Origin of the sequence: Variovorax ginsengisoli, assembly GCF_030811835.1 — a bacterium.
In the GTDB taxonomy this organism is placed as follows: Bacteria; Pseudomonadota; Gammaproteobacteria; order Burkholderiales; family Burkholderiaceae_C; genus Variovorax; species Variovorax ginsengisoli_C.
Window position 1 is genome coordinate 309469 of record NZ_JAUSRO010000004.1, and the last position, 23832, is coordinate 333300.

A 23832-nucleotide genomic window follows, 5' to 3' on the forward strand; every position below is an offset into this window, starting at 1 on the left:
CCATGACCATCCAAACCACATCCTTCAAGGGCATCTGGCCCGCACTGCTCACACCGCTGACCGAAGCGTTGGACATCGACAAGAACCGCTTCGCCGCCCATGCCAAGAGCCTGCTGGCCGCCGGCTGCCAGGGCGTGACGCCCTTCGGCACCACCGGCGAGGGCCCCTCGTTCTCGATGAGCGAGCGCATCGAAGCCGTTGACGCACTGGTGGCCGGCGGGGTGCCGGCAGATCGCATCCTGGTGTCGACGAGCTGCGCCGCGCTGCCCGAGACGCTGGCATTGACCCGGCATGCGCTCGACATCGGCGCGCATGGCTGCCTGATGCTGCCGCCGTATTTCCTCAAAGGCGTATCCGACCAGGGCGTGATCGACAGCTACCGCTGGGTCATCGACAAGGTGGCCGATGCGCGCCTGCGCCTGTACCTCTACAACATCCCCCAGGTCTCGGGGGTGGCGCTGAGCCATTCGGTGATCGGCCAGCTCAAGGAGCTTTACCCGCAGACCATCGTCGGCATCAAGGACAGCGCCTGCCAGCGCGACGCGTCCGTGGCGCTGGCCCATGCCTTCATCGACCGTGTGATGGTCTATGTGGGCAACGAGCCCGACCTGCAGACCCTGTCGGCGCTCGGCAGCGCCGGTGCCGTGAGCGGCCTGGCCAACATGGTTCCGCGCCTGGTGCAGCGGTTGGTGACGCCAACGGCCAGCCCGGATGCGGTCCTCGATCAGGACCGCGTGCTGGCACTGCTCAATATCCTGGGCGGCTATGCACTGATCCCGGCGCTCAAGGGCGTGATGGCCGTACTCAGCGGCGACACCGCCTGGCTGCGCGTGCGCCCGCCTCTGGTTGCCATGGATCGACTGGCCTGCGAAGCACTCGCCGCGCAGGTCCGGGCGTTCGGCATCGACTCGCGCGCCGACTGACAGCGCAGGCAGACCGACCATGCCCAGCGTCATCCGTGGTGCGCTCGAGGCCCAGTCGCCGCAGCGCGACGAGACCGTACCATCGTCATCCTTCGATATGCCGCCCGGCAGCAAGGTTTCCGACGCAGCCGCGATTCGACATTGGGACCGCCTGGGCAACGGTGGCCTGGACTTTTCCCGCCTCGGCCTCGGCACCGCGCCGCTCGGGAACCTGTACCGGGCCATCGGCGACGTCGAAGCCAGCGCCACCCTGCAGGCCGCCTGGGACCAGGGCATGCGCTACTTCGACACCGCTCCACAGTATGGCCTGGGCACTGCAGAACGCCGTCTGGGCCGCTTCCTGTTCGAACGGCGTACCCAACCCTGTGTGCTGTCGACCAAGGTCGGTCGCCTGCTGCGACGCTGCGCTCCGGCGGAGCGCACCGGTCTGGGCAAGTTCTTCGAGGTTCCTTCGCGTCAGGAAGTTTTCGACTACAGCTACGACGGTGTCATGCGCTCCATGGAGTTCTCGTTGGAACGCATGGGCGTGGATCGCATCGACGTGCTGTACGCCCACGACCTCGATGTCTTCAGTCATGGCAGCGTGGAGCGGCGCGATCATTTCATCGACCAGTTCATGGCGGGCGGCTACCGCGCGTGCCTGGCACTGCGTGACCAGGGCGTAATCAAGGCGTTCGGTGCAGGCGTGAACGAAGCCCGCGCCTGCGAGATCCTTGCCGAGCGTGGCGACTTCGACCTCTTCCTGCTGGCTGGCCGCTACACGCTGCTCGAGCAAGCGCCGCTCGACACCTTGCTGCCGCTGTGCCTGCGACGGGGCATCGGTATCGTGCTGGGCGGTGCATTCAACTCGGGCATCCTGGCCACCGGCGCTCGACCCGGCGCCTTCTACAACTACGACCTGGCACCCCAATCGGTGCTGGACCGCGTGTCCGCCATGGAAGCCGTGTGCCAGCGCCATGGTGTGCGCCTGATCGAGGCCGCGCTGCAGTTCCCGCTGGCGCATCCGGCGGTAACCACGTTGATCGTGGGTGCCCAGCGTCCGGACGAGGCGGCGTCGGCCACCGGCTTGGTCGACCAAGCCATCCCTGCCATGTTCTGGCAGGAACTCAAATCGCTCGGCCTGCTGCGGGCCGATGCACCGGTGCCGGAGGGCCAATGACCACGCGTGTTCCCCTGCATGCCGCCCTGTTCGGTGAGCGCGAACGCTTGGTCGTCAAAGCACCGGGCTTCGTGTGCACGGCCTTTTGCTTCGACTCCGGCGTGCCAGCGCTTCGCATCGGCAATACGCGCGGCGAAGTGGTGATGCTTCCTTTTCGTGGCCAGCAGATCTGGAGCGCCAAATTCGACGGCCGCGACCTGACGATGCGCTCCATGTTCGACCAGCCCGCGCGTTCCGCCGACTACCTGCGCACCTACGGCGCATTCTTCCTGCACTGCGGGCTGAGCGGCGTGGCAGCACCTGGCCCTGGCGACACGCATCCCTTGCATGGCGAGTTGCCCAACGCACGCTTCGACGAGGCGTGGATCGACGTCGACGAGGCGGGTGGCAGGCTGTCTGTCGGCGGCAGCTACCGCCACACCCTGGCTTTTTCGACCGACTACCGCGCCACCGCCAACATGCGCATGGCGCCCGACTCGGCCCTGTTGGACGTGTCGCTGGAAGTACGCAACCTCAAGCGCACGCCGATGGAACTGTTCTACATGGGCCATGCCAATTTCAGGCCGGTCGACGGGGGAAGGCTGATCTACAGCGCGCCGTACACACCGGAGGCGGTGAGAGTGCGCCGCTCCATTCCCGCGCACATCGTGCCGCAGCCCGGCTACGCCGAACTGCTCGACGCGCTGGCCACCGACCCGTTGTCGCACCATCTGCTGCGGGCTGACGTGGCCTATGACCCGGAGGTGGTCTTCGCGCTGGCCATGGCTGCCGACGCGCAGGGTTGGGCGCATGCGCTGCAGGTGCATCCGAACGGCGGTGCTGACTATGCGGCGCATCGGCCTGAACAGGCGCCATGCGCCGTGCGCTGGCTATGTCGAACGGCCGATCAGGATGCGCTCGGGCTGTGCATGGCCGCCACCTGCGGCGTCGAAGGCCGCAGCGCGGAGCGCGCCGCTGGCCGCGGCGTCGTACTGGACAGCCAGGAGGATTGGCGCATCGACCTGCGCCTGGGTCTGCTCACTGCGCAGGAAACCGAACGGCAAGAGCAGCACATCGAACAAGCCATGGGACGCGCCTGACAAGCGCCCCGATTCCCGGGAATTGTCTCCACTCCATGAAACCTCTCAACCTCCTGGACGCAATCCCTGTCAATGCCAACGGTGCCCCGATGACAGAGGGAATTTCGGCGCCATGAGAATCGACGCGCACCAGCACTTCTGGCGCCCCGAGCGCGGTGACTACGACTGGCTGGACCATGCCGACAAAGCGCTGCGCAGGCCATTTCTGCCCGCCGAACTGCAGCCTCTGCTATGCGCCCACGACGTGGACGCCACGGTGCTGGTGCAGGCCGCACCGTCCACCGACGAAACTCACTACCTACTCGGCATCGCGGACGCTTGTGACTGGGTGGCTGGCGTGGTCGGATGGATCGACTTCGAGGATCCTGCCCAATCCCGCCAGCTCGAGCGTCTGGCAGCCCATCCGCGCCTGGTGGGCCTGCGGCCGATGGTGCAGGACATGGGCGACGATCGCTGGGTCTTGTCCCCTTCACTTGACTGGGCATTCAACGCGATGCGAGAACGAGGCCTGTGTTTCGACGCACTCGGCCTGCCACGCCACGCCCCTCATTTCCTGGCATTGGCCGAGCGGTACCCCGATCTGAGAATGGTACTGGACCATGGTCTGAAGCCCGACATACGCCATCAGGCGTTCGATACCTGGGCGGACGATATGCAACTGCTGGCCGCCAATACCGGCGCCTGTTGCAAACTATCGGGGCTTGTCAGTGAGGCTGGGCGGGCTGTGTCGCTGGATGGACTGCGTCCCTACGTCGAGCATCTGCTGCACTGCTTCGGCCCAGACCGCCTGATGTGGGGGTCGGACTGGCCCGTGCTGACCGCCACGATGCCTTACGGCGATTGGCTGCACGCCTGCGAATCGCTGCTGTCGGGCTGCGACGACGCCGCCCGACAGAACATCTTCGGTTTCACTGCAAAGCGGTTCTACACCTTGGCGCAAAGTGGCTTGCCCGTGGCCACTGGTTGCGCGTGACCGGTGTCGCTTGGCAGCAGGTGGGCACTGTCGTGAGCGGGCAACCTGCTGCCGGCCTCCGAGTGCAGCGGCACGCACGCCCACTCAGTGGGCAGCAACTACGGCTGCACCGCTGTCGATGCGCGCCGTGCTGGCGCTGTCGAACACATGGGCCTTGGCAGTGTCGAGCGTCAGATAGACCGTGTCGTCGGGCTTGACGTCTGCGCGGCCGTGCATCACGAGCACGATCTTCTCTTCTCCCACGCGCAGCAGCAGTTCGGTTTCAGCGCCCGTCGGCTCGACCACCACGACCTGGGCCGCGATCCCGGCGCCCGAAGCCGAGAGCTCCAGATCGGTCGGACGCACGCCGTAGTGCACGGCCTGGCCATCGGTCACGCGGGCGTCGGCCGCCAGTGGCCAGTGCGCACCTTGCGCCTCGACCACAGGCCGACCCTCGACGAACCGGACCTTTCCAGCCAGCACGTTCATGGAGGGCGAGCCGATGAACTGCGCCACGAACAGGTTGCGCGGGCGGTCGAACAGTTCGAGCGGCGTGCCGATCTGCTCGATGATGCCGTCATGCATGACCACGATGCGATCGGCCATGGTCATGGCCTCGATCTGGTCGTGCGTCACATAGACGGTGGTCGTCTTCAGGCGCTGGTGCAGCGCCTTGATTTCGGCGCGCATGGCCACCCGCAGCTTGGCATCGAGGTTCGACAGTGGCTCGTCGAACAGGAACACCTTGGGGTCGCGCACGATCGCGCGCCCCATGGCCACGCGCTGGCGCTGGCCACCCGAGAGCTCGCGCGGATAGCGGTGCAGCAGCGCGCCGAGATCCAGGATCTTCGCCGCGCGTGCCACCCGTGCTTCGGTGTCGGCTTTGTCGGCATGGCGCAGCCGCATGCTGAAGCCCATGTTCTCGCCCACGGTCATGTGCGGGTACAGCGCATAGCTCTGGAACACCATCGCGATATCGCGGTCCTTCGATTCGAGGTCGTTGACCACGCGGTCGTCGATCAGGATCTCGCCACCGCTGATGGCCTCCAGCCCGGCCAGCATGCGCAGCAGCGTCGACTTGCCGCAGCCCGACGGGCCGACCAGCACGACGAATTCGCCGTCGGCGATGTCGAAACTCAGGCCCCGGAGAATGTCCACCTTACCGAAGGACTTGCGGATGTTCTTGAATGAGACGGTTGCCATGAATTACGTTCCTGCCCTGCTCAGCTCTTGACCGCGCCGGCCGTCAGGCCGCCGACCATGTAGCGTTTGAATGCGTAATAGATCGCTGCCGGCGGCAGCGCGTAGATCAGCCCCGTGGCCATCAGAAGTTCCCACGGCGAATCGTCGGCCGAGAGGAAATTGCCCAGTGCCACGGCCAGCGTCACGCTCCTGTCGTTGGACAAGAGCAGGAACGCATAGAGGTACTCGTTCCAAGCCAGCAGCAGTGAATAGGTACCGACCGCCACCAAAGACGGCACCATGAGCGGGAGGTAGACCAGCCGGAACAGCTGAAGTGGCGACGCACCGTCCATGCGCGCGGCCTCGTCGAGCTCGTAGGGCAACTTGTCGGAAGCCTGCTTGAGCACCCAGATGCAGTACGGCGACGCGATGGTGACCATCGCGAGAATCAGCGCCCACTGGCTGTTGAGCAGGCCGTAGTTGCCCATGGTCTTGTACATCGGCACGGCCAGGAAGGCCGCGGGGATGAAGTACGTGAACAGCGCCAGGTTCATCACCGTGCGCCCGCCACGCACACGCAACCGGCTGATGGCAAAAGCCGCCGTCGTTGCCACGAACAGGGTGAGCGCGCCGACCGTCACCGCAATGAACAGCGAATTGCCCAGCTGCGTCCAGAAGTGGTTGAGGTAGAAATGCTTTTGCTGGAAGACGATCGAGAAGTTGTTCAGCGTCGGATGCGTGGGCCACAGGTTGCCCGAAGTCGCCGAGTCCTTCGGCGAGATCGCGAACAGCACCATGTGGTAGATCGGGATCAGGGTCCAGAGCAGGACCGGGATGCCGATGAGCAGCAGCTTGGCTTCGGTGGCCACCGCCTTGAGCTTCATTTGGACAGCCTCTTCATCATGAAATAGACGAGCGGCAGCACCAGCGGCATGGCCACGACGATGGAGGCCATCGACAGGTCGACCTGGTCAAGGCGCAGGTAGCGGATGCCCAGCGTGGCGAGCACATGTGTCAGGTCGGCAGGGCCGCCGCCGGTCAGGAGATAGACGCTGTTGAAGTCACCCAAGGTCCAGATCATCGAGAGGATCGTGGAGGTGAGGAACAGCGTGCGCAGCGACGGCCAGCTGATGAACCGGAACTTCTGCCAGGAGCTTGCGCCGTCCACCGACGCTGCTTCGTACTGGTCGCTCGGAATCGCCAGCCTTCCGGCCAGCAGGATCAGCGTCCAGAACGGCAGCGACTTCCAGATGTGCACCAGCATCGCGAAGCCCAGCGCCAGCGTCGGGTCATTGAGCCAGTTGGGCCCGTCGGCGCCCGTCAGGCGAAAGATGGTCGTGTTGATCACGCCCCACTCGGGGTTGAGCATGAAGCGGATCGACAGGATGGTTGGAATCGACGGCATCGCCCACGGCAGGATGAAGATCGCCGAGACGATCTTGATCCACCAGCGCGACTGCACGAAGAAGCCCGACAGCACGAGCGCCACGACCATCTTCACGTTGATCGCCACCACGAGGAAGACCACCGTGTTGATGACCGAGCGAAAGAAGATCGGGTCTTCGACCAGCTTGACGTAGCTCTGCGGATGGCGCGCCAGCCACAGCCCGTAGCCCACCGGATAGAGCACGAACACCAGGAAGATCAGAAGATAGGGCAACACCATCAGAGTGCCCCAAAGCTCCCAGCGCGTGAACACCGGCGACGGCTTCGCGCGCGCCTGTCCGGCGTCGATGGAGGTGGCAACAGCGCTCATCGCAGAGTTCCCGGCCTCAGCGGGCCACGGTCTTGATGCGCTCGATCATCTCGTCGACCGCCTTGTCCACCGGCACCTTGTCGGTCACGATGCGGCTCATCGCCTTGGCCCAGACGTTCTCGTTGTTGATCACGGTGAACTTGTAGTTCTTCGTGAATTCGAAGGTCACCGTACCGGCCGCGTACTGGTTGAAAACCGAGCGGCGGTGCGGATCGGCCTGCCAGAAGTCACGCGCCTGTGCAGCCTTGGTCACCGGGAACCAGCGGCCCAGCGAGCCCTCCACATACGGCGTGAGGTTTTCCTCCTGCAGCAGGAAGGCCACGAACTCCTTGGCACGCTGCTTGTTCTTCGCGTCTTTGAACACCACACCGGTCTTCACCGCAGTGCGGTAGACCATCTTGCTGCCATCGGGCTTGTTCGGGAAGCCAGCCGTGCGGATTCGCTCGCCGTAGTTCTTCTTCGCTTCTTCGCGCTGCTCGGGGGTCAGCGACGCATTGTTGGAATCGTCGAGCCACTTGGCCGCGATCGAGATCGTCGCGTTGTGGGTCATCACAGTCGTCTTGTTGTGGAAGGCGACGTTGTTGTCCGGGTCCTTCCAACTGGTCGACGACGGTGGCGTGCAACCCTTCTGGTACGGCGCCACATAGTCGGTCATGGCGCCGATCAGGCCCTCACGCACCTTCGGGTCGTCCACCAGCAACTTGCCGCTGTCATTGACCAGCTGCACGTTGTAGGCATCCATGAAGGTCAGGAAGGAATAGAAGGCGTCACTGGAGTCGACGCCCATCGGCTGGCCGATGCCGAAGGTGCGCTTGCCGGTCTTCTGGCGGCTCGCTGGCTGCACTTTCTCGCACCAGAAGGACCAGTAGCCCTTCCAGTCGGTGGGAATGTCGGACTCCTTGAAACCCGCGTCGGTGAGCATGTCGAGCCAGTACTCGATGTGCATCGTCTGCTGCTTGATCGGGAACGCGTAGTAGGCACGCGTCTTGTCCTTGTCGTTGTAGAGGAAGGTGGTCTCCAGCGTGTTGGGCGCAAAGCGCGCACGCATCGGAGAGAGCACGCTGCTGATGTCTTCGAGCTTGCCGTCGAAGGCCCATTTGCCCGTGACCTGGAAGTCGTAGACGTCGGAGTAAGCGACATCGGGCGGGCTGCCGGAATCGAGCGCCGACACGGTCTTCGGAATCATGTCCTGCACCGGATACTGCGACAGCTCGACCTTCACGCCCTTGTGCTTGTCCTCGAATTTCTTGATGGCGGCGAACAGTGCATCGTCCTCTGCCTTGTAGAAGCCCTTGACCCACCAGACGGTGAGCTTTTCCTGGGCCAGGACCTGGCCGGAGGCAATCAGCCCCAGCGCAAGCAGCGTGGGTGTGATCAGCGATCTGAGTTTCATGGTTGCTGTCTCCTTTGTAGTAATCGTCGTCGTTGTCTTGCGCGCGAGCCGTTAGCGTAGGGAGAAAGCAGCCGCGCCATAAAGCGTGTAAACGCTTAGTCGTTTCGTTTCAGGCCGCTTTCAATTGCAGTGGTGGCCTGCTCAGGCGTGGCAGGCGCCGACGTGAACCCAGCACTTCCTCGATGTCCTTGCGCGCGCCGTCGATGAGGCGGATCACCGCGCGCTCGGCGCCTTCGGGGTCGTGTGCGATGACCGCATCGAGCACCGCGCGATGCAACGGCAACGACAGCTTGGGGCCATCCTTGCGCGAGGTCGAAATCTCGAAGCTGGTGCGCAGCAACGCACCGAGTGCCTTGCTCATCTGCGTGAGCATGCGGTTGCCCGCCGCACGCAAAAGGCCGTTGTGGAATCGCAGGTCAAAGGTCACATAGTCGCCCCCATGCTCGACCGCCTGCTTCATGCCGGCGTAGGCTGCCTCGATCTCGTCGATGTCGGCCTGGGTGGCACGCTCGGCCGCCAGGCGCACGGCCGCGGGCTCGACCACGCGGCGCAGGTCCTGCAGGTCGCGCAGGAACTCCGGCGTGAGCCCGGCGCGGGCCTGCCAGGTGATGACATCGGGGTCGAACCAGTTCCACTGGTCGGACGGCAGCACCCGCGTGCCCAGCTTCGGGCCGGTGATGATGAGGCCCTTGGCCGCCAGCGATTTGACGGCCTCGCGCACCACGGTGCGGCTCACACCCAGCTCCTCGCAGAGCATCGGCTCAGGCGGCAGCGAAGCGCCCACGGCATAACGGCCGGTGATGACCGCCTCGCCGAGCAGCTCGACGGTGTGGCCATGGAAATTCTTGGCGAGGCCCATGGCAGGTGTCAGCCGCCCACGGGCGTGAGCAGTGGCCGCCCCGCGAAGTGCGCAGCCAGGTTGTCGAGCATCAATTGGCCCATGGCCTCGCGCGTCTGGCGCGTCCCGCTGGCCATGTGCGGCGAGAGCACCACGTTGTCCATGGCCATCAATTCCGGCGGCACGTTCGGTTCGTCGACGAAGACGTCGAGCGCCGCACCCGCGATCACGCCGTCGCGCAGCGCAGCGATCAACGCTGGCTGGTCCGCCACCGAGCCACGGGCCACGTTCACGAAAAAACCATCCGGACCGAGCGCCTGCAGCACCTGGGCGCTGATCAGGCCGCGCGTGGCGTCGCCGCCTGGCGTGATGGCCACGAGGAAATCGACTTCGGCCGCGAGCGTTGCCGCATCGGGGCTGTAGCGATAGGGCAGGTCCGCGCGAGGCGTGCGCGTGGTGTAGGAGATCTGCATGCCGAAAGCCTCGGCGCGGCGGGCGATGGCCTGGCCGATGCGGCCCATGCCCACGATGCCGATGCGCGCACCACTGACCTTGCGCGTGAGCGGCATCGGACCCTGTGGCCACTTGCCTTCGCGCACGAAGCGGTCGGCCTGTGGCACGCGTCGCGCTATGGCCAGCAGCAAGGCGATGCCCAGGTCGGCCACGTCGTCGGTGAGCACGTCCGGTGTGTTGGTCACCGGAATGCCGCGCTCGTGTGCGGCCGGCACGTCGACACCGTCGTAGCCCACGCCGAACACGGTGACCACTTCCACCGCCGGCAGGCGGTCGAGCAGTGCGCGCGGCACCTTGGCCTCGCCGTTGGCGGCAATGGCGCGAATGCGTGGCGCGGCCTCTTCGAACGCGGCGACCGACGCCGGGTCCGTGGCGAAGTGGGTGCGGTCATGCACCTGATAGTGCTTGCGCAGCTGCGCCATGACCCACGGCATCAAAGCCGCAACCACCAGCACTTGGGGACGCTCATCCTTGTCGATCGGCATAGAAGAAACCCTTGTCTGCAGACCCCTGCATGAACTTATCATATGACCATTGGAAACGGCATCCGGCAGGACAAACCCTGATCCGCCGGGGCTCGCAATCCCCATGGAGACCCACCCGATGAGCGACCCGCACGACGAAGATCCCACCCCTCCCGCACGCCTGCTGCGCAGCCAGCAATGGTTCGGCCGCAACGACCGCGATGGCTTCATCTACCGCAGCTGGCTCAAGGGCAAGGGCCTGCCGCACGACCAGTTCGACGGCCGCCCGGTCATCGGCATCTGCAACACCTTCAGCGAGCTGACGCCCTGCAATTCGCACTTCCGCACGCTCGCCGAGCAGGTGAAGATCGGCGTGTACGAGGCGGGGGGCTTTCCTCTGGAGTTTCCGGTGATGTCGCTGGGCGAGACGCTGATGCGACCCACCGCCATGCTCTACCGCAACCTGGCGAGCATGGACGTGGAGGAAAGCATCCGCGCCAATCCGCTCGACGGCGTGGTGCTGCTCATGGGCTGCGACAAGACCACGCCCGCACTCATGATGGGTGCCGCCAGCGTCGACCTGCCGACCATCGGCGTATCGGGGGGCCCGATGCTCTCGGGCAAGTGGCGCGGCCAGGAACTGGGCTCAGGCACGGGTGTGTGGCAGATGAGCGAGCAGGTGCGTGCCGGCACGCTGAAGCTGCAGGACTTCTTCGAGGCCGAAAGCTGCATGCACCGCAGCCATGGCCACTGCATGACCATGGGCACGGCCAGCACGATGGCCTGCATGGTCGAATCGCTGGGCATCGGCCTTCCGGGGAATGCGGCCTATCCCGCCGTGGATGGCCGGCGCAACGTGCTCGCGCGCATGGCCGGCCGGCGCATCGTCGACATGGTCAAGGACGACCTGGTGATGTCGAAGATCCTCACCCGGCAAGCCATCGAGAACGCGATCAAGGTGAATGCGGCCATCGGCGGCTCGACCAATTTCGTGATCCACCTGCTGGCCATTGCAGGCCGGCTGGGGCTGGACCTCACGCTGGACGACTTCGACCGCCTGGCCGCCGACCTGCCCTGCCTGGTCAACCTGCAACCCTCGGGCCAGTTCCTGATGGAAGACTTCTGCTACGCCGGTGGCCTGCCGGTGGTCATGAAGGAGATTGCAGAACATCTGCACAAGGACATCGTCACGGCCAGCGGGCAGAGCGTGTGGGAGAACATCCAGGACGCAGTCAACTACAACCCGCAGGTCATCCAGCCGCTCGCGGACCCCTTCAAGGAAAAGGCGGGCATCTGTGTGCTGCGCGGCAACCTGGCGCCCAACGGCGCCATCATCAAGCCGAGCGCGGCCACGCCGGAACTGCTGGTGCACAAGGGCCGCGCGGTGGTGTTCGAAAGCTCCGAAGACCTGCACAAGCGGATCGACGACGAGAACCTGGACATCGACGAGCACTGCATCATGGTGCTCAAGAACTGTGGCCCCAGGGGCTACCCCGGCATGGCCGAAGCCGGCAACATGCCGCTGCCGCCGAAGGTGCTGCGCAAGGGCATCACCGACATGGTGCGCGTCAGCGACGCGCGCATGAGCGGCACGGCCTACGGCACCGTGGTGCTGCACACGGCGCCGGAAGCCGCGGCCGGTGGCCCGCTGGCGCTGGTGCAGGACGGCGACATCGTGGAGCTCGACGTTCCACGCCGGCTGCTGCAACTGCATGTGAGCGACGAGGAGCTGGCGCGCCGTCGCGCGAAATGGGTGGCACCTACCGCGCCGCTCGACTCGGGCTACTGGAAGCTCTACGTCGACACCGTGCTGCAGGCCGACCAGGGGGCCGACCTGGCCTTTCTGCGCGGCAAGCGCGGCTCCTTCGTCCCCAAGGACAATCACTAGCATGACGTGGATCGCAGTCGATTGGGGAACGAGCGCGCTGCGCGGCGCACGGCTGGACGACGAGGGCCGGGTGATCGAGGAGCGCAGCGCGGCCCGCGGCATCCTCTCGGTGCCGGCAGGCGGCTTCCCGGCGGTGTTCGAGGAACTCTTTGGCGACTGGATGCGGGCGCCCAATGCCCGTTGCCTCATCTCCGGCATGGCCGGAAGCCGGCAGGGCTGGATCGAGGCCCCTTACTGCGCCTGCCCGGCCGGATTGCAGGACGTTGCCGCGCACATCATTCCAGTTGACGGCGAACGCGTGCGCATGGTGCCCGGCCTGAGCGCCGAGCACGACGGCGTGCCCGACGTGATGCGCGGTGAAGAGGTGCAGATCCTCGGCGCCATGGCCCTCACCGGACGGCGCGACGGCCTGTTCGTGCTGCCCGGCACCCACAACAAGTGGGCCACGGTGGCAGAGGGCCGCATCGTCGGTTTTCGCACCTTCATGACGGGGGAGTTCTATGCGCTGCTGAGCCAGCACTCGATCCTCGCGCGCACGCTCGATGCGGCCGCGTCGCTTGACGAAGCCGCCTTCCTGCAGGGCGTGACGCGTGCGGGCAACGGCCAGGGCCTCCTGCACAACGCCTTCGGCGCACGCACGCTGGCCCTGTTCGAACGCATGCCGCAGGCAGGACTCGGCAGCTACCTTTCCGGTCTCCTGATCGGAGAAGAACTGCGCACCGCATCGCTGCGTGCCACGGGCGAGGTCGTGCTGATCGGCTCGCCCGCCCTGACGCAACGCTATGCTCTTGCCCTGCATGCCAACGGCGCGGCCACGCGCACGCTTGGCGCCGAAGCCGCCTGGGCCGGCCTGCACGCCCTCGCACACACCGCTTGACCATGACCCCCTACGACAAGTTCAACGCCGCCATGCGGCAGCTCCCCCTGGTCGCCATCCTGCGCGGCCTCACGCCGGCCGAAGCGGCGGACGTCGGCGACGCGCTCGTGCAATCGGGCTTCTTGCTGCTGGAGGTGCCGCTGAACTCACCCCAGCCGCTCGACAGCATCACGCAACTGTGCAAGCGCTTTCCCGACGCGCTGGTGGGTGCAGGCACGGTGCTCAGTGCGCAGCAGGTGCGCGATGTGCAAGCGGCTGGCGGCGAGCTGATCGTCTCGCCCAACTTCAATGCGGAAGTGATCGCCGAAGCCGCCCGGCTCGGCATGGTCTGCCTGCCTGGCGTGATGACGCCCACCGAAGCCTTCGGCGCGCTGGCCGCCGGCGCCACCGGCTTGAAGCTGTTCCCGGCCGAACTCGCATCGCCGGCCGTCGTCAAGGCACTGCTGGCGGTGTTGCCGCGCGGCACGCCGCTCATGCCCGTCGGCGGCATCGCGCCTGACAACATGCAGCGCTGGCGCGCCGCGGGCGCGGCAGGCTTTGGCATCGGATCGGCACTCTACAAGCCGGGCAAGGCCGCACAGGCAGTGCGAGACAATGCGGCGCGCTTCGTCTCGGCGTGGCACGGAACCCTGCTGGCCTGATACCTGCATGCCGCAGACAGGGCGCGACGCCACGGCGCCGCGTGCCTCCATCCCATCCATATCCTTCCCACGATACCGATACCCCCATGTCCGCCGCCATCGACTACAACAGCACCGAAGTGCGCACGCTGCGCGAAGACCTCGCCCTGGCCCTGCGCGCCGCCGCGCACCACGGCCTTTCTGAAGGCGTCTGCAATCATTTCAGCGTGCTGCTGCCCGGCGCGCAGGACCGCTACCTCATCAACCCGCGCGGGCTGCACTGGAGCGAGGTTGGTGCCGACGACATCGTGCTGATTGACGTGCACGGCGAGGTGCTGGCCGGACGCCACCGCGTGGAACCGACCGCCCTCTTCATCCACGGTGCCATCCACCGGCTGACCGGTCACGCGGTGGTGCTGCATGTGCACGCGCCCTACGCGACCGCGCTCACCCTCACCGCCGACCGCGCCCTCGACCCGACCCTCAGCCAGAATGCCATGCGCTACATGGGACGCATCGCCATCGATGCCGACTACAACGGCCTGGCGCTCGACGACGCGGAAGGCGAGCGCATCGCGCAGGTGATGGTGGGCAAGGACGTCGCCTTCCTGGCGAACCACGGCGTGGTGGTGGCCGGCGCCACCATCGCGCATGCCTACGATGACCTTTACTACCTGGAGCGTGCCGCGCTGCATCAGGTCATTGCACAATCGACCGGCCGCCCGCTGGTGCCCGTGGCACCCGCCCTTGCGGCACGCGTGGCCGCGCAGATCCAGGGCGAGCGCGAGCAATCGGACCTCTTCTTCGAGGCACTGCGGCGCCTGCTGCCGGCGCCCACACGCTGACCGGTCGGCGCGGCCAGGCCGTCAGGCCGGTACTGCAGCGTAGGCAGGCGTGGCCGACGACAGGCTTGCCTTGACCTGACGGCTCGGCTCGTCGGCCAGCACCTCGAACAACCCGGCCTCGACGCCTTCGAGCGCGATTCGCGCCACATCGGCGGGCGCCGACTTCACCGCTTCCATGCCGTGTGTCATGTCGGTATCCATGTACCCGACGTGCAGGCTGGTCACTTGGGTGCCCTGCGCCAGCAACTCGTTGCGCAAACCGTTGCTCAGCGACCATGCCGCCGACTTGGAGGCGCTGTAGGTGGCCACATCCGCAAAGGTGACCCACGCCAGCACCGACAACACGTTCACCACGGCACCGCCGCCATGGGCCTTGAGCACCGGCGCAAAAGCCCGTGCCAGCAGCCATGGCCCGAAGAAGTTGGTCTCCAGTTCGGCACGAGCCGCCTCGATGGCATCGTCGGCCAGCAGGCGGCTGCCGCGCGAGATGCCCGCATTGTTGATGAGCAGCGTGACGTCGCCACAGGCGCGCGCCGCGGCCTCGACCTGTGCCGCGTCGGTGACGTCGAGCGCCACCGGCTGCACGCCGGCGAGCGTGATGCTCGCCGGATCGCGCGCAGCCGCATAGACCTTGCGTGCACCGGCGGCCAGGGCCGCCTTCGCGAAGGCGAGACCAAGACCGCGGTTGGCGCCGGTCACGAAGACAACGGAATCCCTGATTTGCATGAGAGCGTCTTTCGGTGGGTTGAGATCAGGAGGAAGAAGATGAGGATGATGCAGAAAGCGCAGCCGGCTGCAAGCGCGCCAGCAGCCCGCGCGGACTGCGCGGCCAGCCGACCGGCCCGAACCAGGCGCCGCCGGCAATCGCTGACGCAATGACCACGCCGTAGACCACCAGCGCAACGCCTTGTGCCACGAACACATGCTGCAACTGGCCACCCCAGCGCAACGCCAGCCAGCCTCCGATGCCGGCGACTGCCAGCCGCGCGAGGTTGCCCAGCACCGGCCACAGCAGCCGGCCCGCGCCCTGCGAAGCAAAGTACAGCACCAGCCCGACGCCGAAGAAGCCATAGAGCGGGCCGACGGCGCGCAGGTACTGCGTGCCGGCCTCCAGCATCGCCGGGTCGGAGCCAAAGAGCATCAACCACGGGCGCGGGAACAGCGCAGCGGTCAGCCCGATGAGTTCGGTCAGCGCGAAGGCGATCGCTGCACCCGCCCAGGTGGCGCGCAGGGCCCGCTCGCGCTGGCCCGCACCGATACAGGTGCCGACCATCGCGACCAGCGGTGCGCCCAGGCCGAACACCAGTGGTACCAGCAGATACTCCAGCCGCGATGCCGTGCCATAGCCGGCAATGGCGCCTGAACCGAAATGCCCCGCCAATGCGGTCGTGATGCCGATCGCGCAGTTGGTCGCCACGGTCGACACCGCACCGACCAGGCCGATGCGCAGGATGTCGCGAAACAGCGGCCAGCGCAGCCGCCATTGGGCGACATGCAGGCCGAGCAGGCTGCGGGGCGAGCGCAGGTAGGCGATGAGCGCGAGCGAGCCGACCAGGTAGTAGACGAGCAGCGCGATCGCGCCGCCCGCAATGCCCATGCCCGGCAAAGGCCCCCAGCCGAAGATCAACAGGGGCGACAGCGGCACCAGGAAGACCACGCCCACCACCGTCACATTGGCCGGCACGGCCATGTTGCCGGTGCCACGGATCAGCGCGGCCAGCGAGTTGAAGAGCCACACCAGCACGGCGCCGGCGAAAACCCAGTGCGAATAGGTCAGCGCGGCCTCCAGCGCCGCACCGCTGCCGCCCATGGCTGTGTAGAGCGCGCGCCCACCCAGCAGCAGCGCCAGCGTGAACGCCAGCCCGAAGCCCAGCGCAATGACCAACGCATGGCCGACCAGCGCCTGCGCGTCGTTGCCGCGGCGCGCGCCGAGCGCACGGGCGACGGCCGATGCGATGCCGCCGCCCATGGCACCGGCAGAGGTCATCTGCATGAGCATGACGATCGGGAACACCAGCGCCATCCCAGCCAGCGCATCGGTGCCCAGCTTGCCGACGAAGTAGGTCTCGATCAGGCCGACGGCCGCCTGGGCCACCATCACGAGCACGTTCGGTGCGGCCAGGCGCAGCAGCGTCGCAACGATGGGGGCCTCCAGCAGGCGGCGCGTGCGGGGGTCGATGTCGGTGGAGGCAGTGGTCATGGCGGGTGGAGCCTCAGGCTCGGGCTGCGGCAGCGGGCGCTGTCTTGGCGGGTGTGCCGGGCCGGCGGATCGCCATCACGACCACCGCAGCCAGCAGGCAGGCTGCACCGGCCGTGTAGAGCGCCGGGGTGTAGGTCAGCAGCAGCGTGCGGGCAAAACCCGCGCCATAGGCTGCGGTGGCGGCGCCGAGCTGATGGGCGGCAAACACCCATCCGAACACCAGCCCCACCTTCTGCGGACCGAAGGTGGCACCGGCGAGCTTGACGGTGGGCGGCACGGTGGCAATCCAGTCGAGTCCGTAGAACATCGCGAACAGGCCCAGGCCATAGATCGTGAACTCCGAATGCGGCAGCCAGAACAGCGACAAACCGCGCAGGCCGTAGTACCAGAAGAGCAGCTTGCGGTTGTCATAGCGGTCCGACAGCCAGCCCGAGAGGATCGTGCCCACGAAGTCGAAGGCGCCCATCATCGCCAGCACCGAGGCCGCCGGCACGGCACCCAGGCCGTTGTCACCGCACAGTGAGATGAAGTGCGTCTGCACCAGCCCGTTGGTGCTCAGGCCACAGATGAAGAAAGTGCCGGCGAGGATCCAGAACGTGCGACTGGCGGAGGCCTCCCGCAGCACCACGAAGGGCGTGCGCCAGTTCATTGCCACGGGCACTGCGGCAGCGACCTTGGACGCCTCGGCCGGTGTCTGGCCGTACGGCAGCAGCCCGAGATCGGACGGTCGGTTGCGCACGAACAGCAGGCACAGCAGCGCGATCAGCGCAGCGCCGACGAACACCGGCGCAACGGCCGAGCGCCAGCCCCAATGCTCGATCATCCACGCGGCCACAGGCAGGAAGGCGAGCTGGCCGGTGGCGGAGCTCGCGGTCAGCATGCCGACGACCAGCCCGCGGCGCGCAACGAACCAGCGGTTGGCCACCACCGCCCCGAGCACCAGCGCGGTCATGCCGGTGCCCACGCCGAGCATCAGGCTCCAGACGATGAACAGCTGCCACAGCTGCGACGCGAACGTGACCAGCGCCATGCCCGAGCCGACCAGCGCGAGCCCGACGCACATCACTGCGCGCAGTCCATAACGCTCCATCAGCACCGCAGCGAACGGCCCCATGAGCCCGAAGAGCGCAAAGCGCAGTGCCAGGGTCGACGACACCTGCTCGGTGCTCCAGCCGAATTCCCTGCCCAGCGGCTGCATCATCGCGCCCGGCAGGCCGAGCGCAGCCGACATGGTCAGCATGGTCAGGAAGGTGATGGCGGCGACGACCCAGCCATAGTGGATGCCACGGCGCTGCAGCCAGGGAAAGACGCGGGAGGCGAACATGGGGGCCTTTGAGAAAACGTGGAACTTGGGGAGCGGCGAACGCGTGAACGTCAGTGCGAACGGCAACGGTCAGCCATCAGCTCCCGCTTCCGGCTCAGGCCCCAGCAGGCCCATGGCGTCGTCGATGAGCGCATGCAGCGCCAGCACCCGGTCCACGCCGAGCTGCTCGTTGAGCTTGTTCTGCGCGACTTTCCAGTGCTTCTGGCCTTCACGCCGCTTGGCAATGCCCGCCTCGGTGATGTGCACCAGCCGGCTGCGCGCATCGGCACCCGCACCCAGCGTGAGCCAGCCTGCAGCAATCAGCGGCTGAAGGTTGCGGCTGAGTGTGGAGGGCGTCATCTTCATCGCCGCAGCCAGGTCGACCGGACGCAGCGGGCCCAGGCTCATCACGTGCGAGAGCAGGGAGTACTGCGTGGTCTTCAGTCCGCTCTGAGACACCTCGAGGTCGTAGTGCTGCGAAATGCGGCGCATGAGCTGCCGCACCTTGAAACTGGTACAGCCCTGCGGTTTGGCATCGGTGGTCATGCCAATGATTGTAGCTACAATCATTGCATATGCAACTTTAATCGGAGATGATGATGACGCAGGAAACGATGGACCGCTGGCTGGCCGACGAACGCGACGTGCTGGCCCGGCTGGAGGCCGGTCCGGGCCCCGGGCTTGCGCGGCCCGAACAGATTGCCGGCAAGACCGGCCTGGAAGTCATGCAGGCCATGCTGGCCGGAGAGATTCCGTTCGCGGCGATCGCGCAGACACTGGACTTCGTGATCGTCGAGGTCGACCAGGGACGTGCCGTGTTCCAGGGAACACCGCTCGCACGGCACCTGAACCCGCTGGGCACCATCCACGGTGGCTGGGTCGCGACGCTGCTCGACTCGGCGCTGGGCTGCGCCGTCCATACCATGCTGCCGCCGGGCCGCGGCTACACCACCGCCGAGCTGGGCGTGAACTACGTCAAGGGCCTCACACCGAAGGTGCAGCGCGTGCGCGCCGAAGGCAAGGTGATCCATTGCGGCCGCCAGCTCGCCACGGCCGAGGCTCGCGTTGTCGGCGCCGACGGCACGCTGTATGCGCATGCGACCACCACCTGCCTGGTGTTCGAGGCGCCGGCTGCGCAGCGCTGAATCACGGGGGTCCGAGGGGGCTGCAGGGCTGCAATAGGCCTCGGCCGGGTAAGCGCTTTGCACGCTGGCGCGCAGGTGCTGGTTGATAATTATTCGCGTCTACGCCGTCGCTTGCAGGCGGCCACATCGCTACACCACACCTTGTTTTTCCGGAGGATCTCCCCCATGAACGCTGTCCTGTGCGCACCCGCGCATGCCGCCCGTGCACTGAGCTGCGCCGCCCTTGCCGTGTCGGGACTGGCATTCGCCGTGCCGGCCCATGCTGCCGGCGAACTCACGCTCTACACGACGCGCGAGCCGGCGCTCATCCAGCCGCTGATCTCGGCGTTCAGCGCGCAGAGCAAGATCCAGGTCAACACCGTCTTCGTGAAAGACGGCCTGCTCGAACGCGTCAAGGCCGAGGGCACCCGCTCGCCGGCGGACCTGCTGATGACCGTCGACGTCGGCAATCTGCTCGACCTGGTCGAAGGCGGGGTGACGCAGCCGGTGAAATCGAGTGCGCTCGAGTCCGCCATTCCGGCCAACCTGCGCGGCGCCGACGGTCAGTGGTTCAGCCTGTCGATGCGCGCGCGCGTGCTGTACGCCGACAAGTCGCTGCCGCTGACAAGCTTCCGCTACGAAGACCTGGCGGCCCCCCAATGGAAGGGCAAGGTCTGCATCCGCGCCGGCCAGCACCCCTACAACACCGCGCTCGTGGCCGCACTCATCGCGCACGACGGCGAGGCGAAGGCCGAGCAGTGGCTGCGCGGCGTCAAAGCCAACCTGGCACGCAAAGCCACCGGCGGCGACCGCGACGTGGCACGCGACATCCTGGGCGGCATCTGTGACATCGGCGTGGCCAACTCCTACTATGTCGGCCAGATGAAGGCCGCCAAGGAAGGCAGCGACGCGCGCAAGTGGGGCGATGCGATCAAGGTGTTGAAGCCGACGTTCGCCAGCGCCAGGAGCGGTGGCACGCACGTGAACATCAGCGGTGCGGCCGTGGCCAGGAACGCGCCGAACCAGGCCAACGCAGTCAAGCTGCTGGAGTTCCTGGTCTCCGAACCGGCGCAGGCGCTGTACGCACAAGCTAACTACGAATACCCGGTGCGCAAGGGCGTGGCGCTCGACCCGATCGTGGCGTCGGCCATCGGTGAACTCAAGGTCGACCCTCTGCCGCTGACCGAGATCGCGCGCTATCGCAAGCAAGCCAGCGCGCTCGTGGACAAGGTCGGTTTCGACCAGTGATTCCCTGGCGCAGGCCTGTGGGCCTGCCTCCCGTCGGCCCCACCTGGCGCATCGCCTCGCTGGCGATCGCGGTTGGGGTGCTCGCGCCGGTCGTGAGCCTGGCCTGGATCGCGCTCGGCTCGGGACTGGGCCACTGGACGAATCTCCTGCAGAACGTGCTGCCCCAGGCAGCGCTGAACACGGCCCTGCTGCTGGCAGGCGTCGGAGCGATGGTGCTGCTGATCGGCACCGGTTGCGCCTGGCTGGTCACGGTGTGCGACTTTCCCGGCCGCGGCATGCTGCACTGGGCACTGCTGCTGCCGTTGGCCATGCCGACCTACATCGTCGCCTTCGCCTACCTCGACCTGCTGCACCCGATCGGGCCGGTGCAGGGTGCCATACGCTGGCTGACGGGCTTCGAGAGCCCGCGCCAGTTCCGCCTGCCCGACCTGCGCTCGCTGCCCGGCGCCATCCTGGTGCTCGGCTTCGTGCTCTATCCCTACGTCTACATGACGGCGCGCGCGATGTTCATGACGCAGCCCGCGCACTGGATGGAGGCCGCGCGCACGCTGGGTGAAGGACGTGCGGGCGCCTTCTTCCGTGTCGCACTGCCGCTCGCGCGCCCGGCGCTGGCCGTCGGGCTGAGCCTGGCGCTGCTGGAGACGCTCAACGACATCGGCGCCTCGGAATTCCTCGGCGTGAACACGCTGACGGTGGCGGTCTACACCACATGGATCACACGTTCCGATCTGGCCGGTGCCGCCCAGATCGCCTGCGCGATGCTGGTCGTGGTGGTGGCATTGGTGGGGCTGGAACGACATGGGCGCCGCCACCAGCGCTTCGGCTCGGCGCAGCGCATGCACGCGTTGCAGCCCAGGCGTCTGCAGGGCGCGGCCGCCTGGCTTGCGACCACCGTGGCAACGCTCCCGGTGCTCATCGGTTTCGTCGCGCCGGCGCTTTACCTGGTGTGGGAAACGGTCAAGCGGTTGCGCCTGGGGCACGGTCTGTCGCCGGGCCTGATCGGCAGCCTGGGCAACACGCTGGGTCTGGCCGCGGGCGTGACCACCGCCGCAGTGGCCGGTGGCCTCATCGTGGCCTGGGCGACGCGGCAGTCAGGCTCCACCCCGACGCGTACGCGCTGGCAGGCGCGCGCGGCGTCGCTGGGCTATGCCGTGCCGGGGACCGTGCTGGCGATCGGGCTGCTCACGCCCGCGCTGGCGTTCGACGCCGGTCTGGCCACGCTGCTGGGGCTGCCCGGCCTGCCGCTGATGGCCGCGGGCGTGGTGCTGGTCGCGGCCTGCACGCTCCGCTTCCTGGCCATGCCGGTGGGCGGCATCGAGGCCGGCCTCGCACGCCTGCCGCCTGCGCTCGAACAGGCGTCCCGGCTGCTGGGCGAGAACCCGGCCGGCACGCTGCGCCGCGTGCACCTGCCGCTGCTTCGGCCCGCGCTGGCCGCGGCGGCGCTGCTGGTCTTCGTCGATGCGATGAAGGAACTGCCAGCCACGCTGCTGCTGCGGCCCGCAAATTTCGACACGCTCGCGACCTGGCTGTATGCCGAGGCGGCACGTGGCACCTACGAAGAAGGCGCGATCGCCGCGCTCGGGATCGTGCTGGCCGGACTGCTGCCGGTGGTGCTGCTCGCGCGTACACAACTCGCCGGTGCTGCGACAGCGCCTCGCCACGGACACCCATCCTCATGACGCCTCTGCTGAGTTCGACCCTGCGCCTGGACGAGGTCCGCATCGCCTACGACGGCGGCCGAGGCCGGCACGTGGCGGTCGACCAGTTCTCGCTCGCCCTCGATGCCGGCCAGATCGCTTGTCTGCTGGGCCCGTCGGGCTGCGGCAAGACCACCGTGCTGCGCGCCATTGCTGGCTTCGAGCCGGTACGCGCGGGCCGCATCAGCCTGGGCGAAGTCACGCTTTCCTCCGCCACGGTGCACCTGCCGCCCGAACGGCGGCGCGTGGGCATGATGTTCCAGGAATACGCGTTGTTCCCGCACCTCACGGCCGCGCAGAACATCGCCTTCGGGCTGCGCCGGCAGCCACGTGAAGCGCAGCATGCGCGCGCCAAGGAACTGCTCGCCTTGGTCGGGCTGGCAGAGGCCGGCGGACGCTATCCGCACGAGCTCTCGGGCGGCCAGCAGCAGCGCATTGCGCTGGCGCGTGCGCTGGCACCCTCCCCCGCGCTGCTGCTGCTCGACGAGCCCTTTTCCAATCTCGACGTCGACACGCGCGAGCGCCTGACCGCGGAGGTGCGCGACATCCTCAAGCACGCCGGCCAGACCGCCTTGCTGGTAACCCACAATCAGGCCGAAGCCCAGGCGATGGCCGATCACGTCGGCCTGATGCACAACGGACGCCTCGCGCGCTGGGACGGCGTCACGCGGACCTGAGGCCATTCAGTCGGGCGCCATCAACCGCCACAGCGCTTCGGCCGCCGCGGACATTTCCGCGGGCTGGCGGTACAGGCGAATCTCCACCGGCACACGCCAGTGCGCCGCGCCCCCCTCCACCAGCCGCCCTTCGCGCAGGTCGTCGGCGACCAGGCTCAGGGGCAGCCAGGCCAGCCCCCGACCTTCGAGGGCCAAAGTGCGCAGCAGCACCGCGTGGTGGGCCGTGAAGACCACGGGGAAGGCCGGCGCCGCTACGTTGTCGACCCCGTTGCTCGCGGCATTGGCCGGCGCGTTGGCCGCGTGGGCGTTGAGCACGGTGCGCACGATCCGGCCCAGGCCGGAGGCCTCGCTGTAGGCCAGCACGGCGGGGTCCTCCATCGCACCCGGGCGCGCCGAAGCATCCAGCGCATGCAGCGGTTCGCCGCCCGGTCCCGGCGCGCTCACCGGCATCAGCACGTCATCGCTCAGGCGATGCGTCGGGTATGCCGCGTCGTCCAGCCGGCCGGGCACTGCCGCATGACCATGGCACAGCACGAACTGCACGCGCCGTTGCAGCATCAGGTCCTCGCAGGCGTGCGAACTGTCCGACAGCGTCTGGATCGGCCCGAGCCGCAACTGCGCCTCGATGCCCCCGAGCCATCGCGGGAAAAAGGTGAGCGACAGGACGTGCGTGGCTGCAAAGCTCAGGCTTGCCGCATCGCGTTCATGGGCCGCGCGGGCCTGCGTGCGGGCAGCCTGCAAACCGGCCAGCGTTTCCTGCAGTAAGGGAAGAAAGCGCGCACCCGCCGCCGTCAACGCCGCCGGGTGCGCACTGCGATCGAACAGTGCCACGCCCACCCATTCCTCCAGCCCGCGGATGTGGCGGCTGAAGGCAGGCTGGGCGATCGAGCGCGCCTGCGCGGCGCGCGAGAAATTGCCGCAGTCGGCCAGTGCCAGGAAATCCTCCAGCCATTCGAGGTCGAGGGGACGGTTGCCGGGGCCCATGTCTGCGGTCGGGAATAGTTGTATGCGATTCGGGTATTGGACGGCGGCAGTCCCCACGGAAAAAGATGCACGCCTTCCCTTTCATTATCCCTGCGCCACCGCAGCCTGCC

At 67.1% G+C, this 23832-nt stretch carries 23 protein-coding genes; 12 read left to right on the forward strand and 11 right to left on the reverse strand.

Annotation, left to right across the window (positions count from 1 at the left end; genetic code table 11):
• Positions 1–2: 2 nt before the first annotated feature.
• The 4 genes from J2W36_RS07680 to J2W36_RS07695 all read left to right on the forward strand — a co-directional run bounded on the left by J2W36_RS07680 (position 3) and on the right by J2W36_RS07695 (position 4134).
• Positions 3–923, forward strand: coding sequence for a dihydrodipicolinate synthase family protein (locus J2W36_RS07680; RefSeq protein WP_307689109.1), 921 nt, complete (start codon positions 3–5; stop codon positions 921–923).
• Positions 924–942: 19 nt separating this feature from the next.
• Entirely contained in the window at positions 943–2082 is a 1140-nt protein-coding gene (locus J2W36_RS07685) for an aldo/keto reductase (RefSeq protein WP_307689110.1), read from the forward strand.
• Complete coding sequence (locus J2W36_RS07690; RefSeq protein ID WP_307689111.1) at positions 2079–3161, forward strand: DUF4432 family protein; 1083 nt, start codon at positions 2079–2081, stop codon at positions 3159–3161. Before J2W36_RS07685 ends, J2W36_RS07690 begins: the two co-directional genes overlap by 4 nt.
• Before the next feature lie 112 nt (positions 3162–3273).
• Positions 3274–4134, forward strand: coding sequence for an amidohydrolase family protein (locus J2W36_RS07695; protein WP_307689112.1), 861 nt, complete (start codon positions 3274–3276; stop codon positions 4132–4134).
• Positions 4135–4218: 84 nt separating this feature from the next.
• Here the strand turns inward: J2W36_RS07695 and J2W36_RS07700 are convergent, their stop codons facing one another.
• The 6 genes from J2W36_RS07700 to J2W36_RS07725 form a co-directional block, all read right to left on the reverse strand.
• Positions 4219–5316 (reverse strand): ABC transporter ATP-binding protein, encoded by a 1098-nt coding sequence (locus J2W36_RS07700; RefSeq protein ID WP_307689113.1) that lies wholly within the window; start codon positions 5314–5316, stop codon positions 4219–4221.
• 20 nt (positions 5317–5336) lie between these two features.
• A complete protein-coding gene (locus J2W36_RS07705) occupies positions 5337–6179 on the reverse strand; it encodes a carbohydrate ABC transporter permease (protein WP_307689114.1) in 843 nt (280 codons plus the stop codon).
• Entirely contained in the window at positions 6176–7051 is an 876-nt protein-coding gene (locus tag J2W36_RS07710; protein ID WP_307689115.1) for a carbohydrate ABC transporter permease, read from the reverse strand. The genes J2W36_RS07705 and J2W36_RS07710 overlap by 4 nt, the downstream gene beginning before the upstream one ends.
• A 16-nt stretch (positions 7052–7067) precedes the next feature.
• On the reverse strand, positions 7068–8444 hold the full coding sequence (locus J2W36_RS07715; protein ID WP_307689116.1) for an ABC transporter substrate-binding protein: 1377 nt from the start codon (positions 8442–8444) through the stop codon (positions 7068–7070).
• Between the two features lie 109 nt (positions 8445–8553).
• Positions 8554–9303: a FadR/GntR family transcriptional regulator gene (locus J2W36_RS07720; RefSeq protein ID WP_307689117.1), complete on the reverse strand. Its 750-nt coding sequence runs from the start codon at positions 9301–9303 to the stop codon at positions 8554–8556.
• Positions 9304–9311: 8 nt separating this feature from the next.
• Positions 9312–10280: a 2-hydroxyacid dehydrogenase gene (locus J2W36_RS07725; RefSeq protein ID WP_307689118.1), complete on the reverse strand. Its 969-nt coding sequence runs from the start codon at positions 10278–10280 to the stop codon at positions 9312–9314.
• 118 nt (positions 10281–10398) lie between these two features.
• On the opposite strand from J2W36_RS07725, the gene J2W36_RS07730 reads away from it, so the two are divergent.
• The 4 genes from J2W36_RS07730 (at position 10399) to J2W36_RS07745 (ending at position 14489) form a co-directional block, all read left to right on the forward strand.
• A complete protein-coding gene (locus J2W36_RS07730) occupies positions 10399–12147 on the forward strand; it encodes an IlvD/Edd family dehydratase (protein WP_307689119.1) in 1749 nt (582 codons plus the stop codon).
• Position 12148: 1 nt separating this feature from the next.
• A complete protein-coding gene (locus J2W36_RS07735; protein ID WP_307689120.1) occupies positions 12149–13024 on the forward strand; it encodes a 2-dehydro-3-deoxygalactonokinase in 876 nt (291 codons plus the stop codon).
• A gap of 2 nt (positions 13025–13026) precedes the next feature.
• Positions 13027–13665, forward strand: a complete 639-nt coding sequence (locus tag J2W36_RS07740; protein WP_307689121.1) for a 2-dehydro-3-deoxy-6-phosphogalactonate aldolase — start codon at positions 13027–13029, stop codon at positions 13663–13665.
• An 86-nt stretch (positions 13666–13751) separates the two neighbouring features.
• Positions 13752–14489: an aldolase gene (locus tag J2W36_RS07745; protein ID WP_307689122.1), complete on the forward strand. Its 738-nt coding sequence runs from the start codon at positions 13752–13754 to the stop codon at positions 14487–14489.
• Positions 14490–14510: 21 nt separating this feature from the next.
• On the opposite strand, the gene J2W36_RS07750 is transcribed toward J2W36_RS07745, so the two are convergent.
• The 4 genes from J2W36_RS07750 to J2W36_RS07765 all read right to left on the reverse strand — a co-directional run bounded on the left by J2W36_RS07750 (position 14511) and on the right by J2W36_RS07765 (position 18538).
• Entirely contained in the window at positions 14511–15215 is a 705-nt protein-coding gene (locus J2W36_RS07750) for an SDR family oxidoreductase (RefSeq protein WP_307689123.1), read from the reverse strand.
• A gap of 25 nt (positions 15216–15240) precedes the next feature.
• On the reverse strand, positions 15241–16689 hold the full coding sequence (locus J2W36_RS07755; RefSeq protein WP_307689124.1) for an MATE family efflux transporter: 1449 nt from the start codon (positions 16687–16689) through the stop codon (positions 15241–15243).
• A gap of 13 nt (positions 16690–16702) precedes the next feature.
• A complete protein-coding gene (locus J2W36_RS07760; RefSeq protein WP_307689125.1) occupies positions 16703–18013 on the reverse strand; it encodes an MFS transporter in 1311 nt (436 codons plus the stop codon).
• Positions 18014–18082: 69 nt separating this feature from the next.
• Complete coding sequence (locus J2W36_RS07765) at positions 18083–18538, reverse strand: MarR family winged helix-turn-helix transcriptional regulator (protein WP_307689126.1); 456 nt, start codon at positions 18536–18538, stop codon at positions 18083–18085.
• A 53-nt stretch (positions 18539–18591) separates the two neighbouring features.
• Here J2W36_RS07765 and J2W36_RS07770 point away from each other — a divergent pair, with 53 nt between their 5' ends.
• The 4 genes from J2W36_RS07770 to J2W36_RS07785 all read left to right on the forward strand — a co-directional run bounded on the left by J2W36_RS07770 (position 18592) and on the right by J2W36_RS07785 (position 22738).
• A complete protein-coding gene (locus J2W36_RS07770; RefSeq protein ID WP_307689127.1) occupies positions 18592–19137 on the forward strand; it encodes a PaaI family thioesterase in 546 nt (181 codons plus the stop codon).
• 165 nt (positions 19138–19302) lie between these two features.
• Positions 19303–20364 carry a Fe(3+) ABC transporter substrate-binding protein gene (locus J2W36_RS07775; RefSeq protein WP_307689128.1) on the forward strand — a complete coding sequence of 354 codons (1062 nt, stop codon included), beginning with the start codon at positions 19303–19305 and terminating at the stop codon, positions 20362–20364.
• A gap of 17 nt (positions 20365–20381) precedes the next feature.
• Positions 20382–22043 carry an ABC transporter permease gene (locus tag J2W36_RS07780; protein WP_307689129.1) on the forward strand — a complete coding sequence of 554 codons (1662 nt, stop codon included), beginning with the start codon at positions 20382–20384 and terminating at the stop codon, positions 22041–22043.
• The gene (locus J2W36_RS07785) at positions 22040–22738 is read left to right on the forward strand and encodes an ABC transporter ATP-binding protein (RefSeq protein WP_307689130.1); all 699 of its coding nucleotides are present in this window, start codon (positions 22040–22042) and stop codon (positions 22736–22738) included. Before J2W36_RS07780 ends, J2W36_RS07785 begins: the two co-directional genes overlap by 4 nt.
• Before the next feature lie 6 nt (positions 22739–22744).
• On the opposite strand, the gene J2W36_RS07790 is transcribed toward J2W36_RS07785, so the two are convergent.
• On the reverse strand, positions 22745–23722 hold the full coding sequence (locus J2W36_RS07790; protein WP_307689131.1) for a LysR family transcriptional regulator: 978 nt from the start codon (positions 23720–23722) through the stop codon (positions 22745–22747).
• Between the last annotated feature and the right edge of the window lie 110 nt (positions 23723–23832).